Source organism: Falsibacillus pallidus, assembly GCF_003350505.1.
Classification (GTDB): Bacteria; Bacillota; Bacilli; order Bacillales; family DSM-25281; genus Falsibacillus; species Falsibacillus pallidus.
On sequence record NZ_QQAY01000037.1, the window covers coordinates 1 to 1603 of the forward strand.

General features: G+C 38.9%; 2 protein-coding genes. One reads left to right on the plus strand and one right to left on the minus strand.

The genetic code is table 11. The features are described 5' to 3' along the window. Window positions 1-7: 7 nt before the first annotated feature. Entirely contained in the window at window positions 8-1348 is a 1341-nt protein-coding gene (locus tag DFR59_RS19920) for an IS4 family transposase (protein WP_245948548.1), read from the plus strand. Between the two features lie 2 nt (window positions 1349-1350). On the opposite strand, the gene DFR59_RS20350 is transcribed toward DFR59_RS19920, so the two are convergent. After that, window positions 1351-1603: hypothetical protein (locus DFR59_RS20350; RefSeq protein WP_211318584.1), on the minus strand; the 253-nt coding region annotated here is incomplete at its 5' end.

Below are 1603 nucleotides of genomic sequence, written 5' to 3' on the forward strand. Positions count from 1 at the left end.
TTTATTTATGAAGAATTTACATCGAGAATTAGCTGCTTTTTCGGAGGCTATTAAAGAAGTCATATCTTCTTCTGCGGTTGAAGAACTGGCGAAGGAAATTGGGTTTGTGGAGCGAGAAAGAAACTTCACTGGGTTCCATCTTTTGAGCTTATGCGCATTCCACGCGCACGTTGGGAGGTCTTCCCTTTCCAAAATGTGTGCTTCCCTTTCTACCCACTTCCAAGTAAGTATTTCTGGTCAGGGATTGAATCAACGGTTTAATACGAAAGCTGTCCAATTAATGAAGGAGATCTTTCGATCACTGCTTTCATTAGAGAGGTCCTTTCCATCTCTTCCGGTAATGGATTTGTTCCAACGAATACGGATTTTAGATTCTACTTCTTTCGGGGTTTCCCCTAATCAATATCAAGCCTTTAAGGGCTATCATGGTTCAGGAGTTAAAATTCAGTTAGAGTACGATTTAAAATCGGGAGAGTTTCTTCAGTTTGTTCTTCAAGAACAAAAAGAACCTGATCAATCATTTGCCTATCAAATTCAAGACACCGTGGAGCCTGGGGATTTGTGTATTCGGGATTTAGGTTATTTCTCCACCCAAGACTTAAAAGCTATTTCAAACCGAAAGGGTTTCTTTCTTTCTCGTCTCCATGATCAAACGGGAGTTTATATAGAAACGGAAAATGGTGATTTCGAAAGACTGGATATCACGAAATATGAAGAAGAATTAGCAGAGGGAGAGTACTTGGAACTTTCTGTTTATGTAGGAAAACGGGAGATGATTCCATCTCGTCTGGTTCTCTATCGCTTGAATGAGGATGAACATAAAAGACGAATGGATTCTTTTGATAAAAAAGAAAAAAAAAGAGGCGTGAAATACACACCTCAAACAAAAAAGCACAAAGTGCTCAACAAAGTAATTACTAATATACCAGAAAACATGGTAAAAGCAACAGATTTGTTCACCCTTTATTCTTTAAGGTGGCAAATTGAATTAGTCTTCAAAGGGTGGAAATCTATCTTTGAGATTGACCATGTCAAAGCGATGAAGCAAGAACGTTTTGAATGCTTTTTATATGGTCGTTTTATCGCTCTTTTATTAAGTGAAAACTTGCTTTTTCGTATTCGTTATTACTTATTTGTTAAAAAGCAAAAGCAGCTCAGTGAATTTAAAGGATTAGATATTATTGAAACGTTCCTCCCGGAAATCTCTTGTGCCTTAAAGAAAGGCGGACATTCACTGATGAGCCTATTCCAGAAGGTTCGAAAAACCCTTGAGAAAAATGGCATCAAATCAAAGAGGTGCGGAAAATCCAGGTCAATAGAAATCTTAGATCAATTATCTCAATCATAAGTTTACATAAAATGTAAACCTAGATTTTGTCTAGGTTTATTTGTGGTGGGTAAAAAGCGGAGAGGTTTGGCCATTCTTATCATTAGACCAAATTTCAGTTGATTGAGCGGGAATCTGCGAGACTCCTGCGGAAAAACGGGCTGGCGAGACCCCACAGCGAAGCGAGGAGGCTTGCCAGTTCGTCCGCGGAAAGCGAGTGGATTCCCGCTCAATCGTTTAGAAAAACCTGAAAAATGGTTAACTTGATGGCTATGG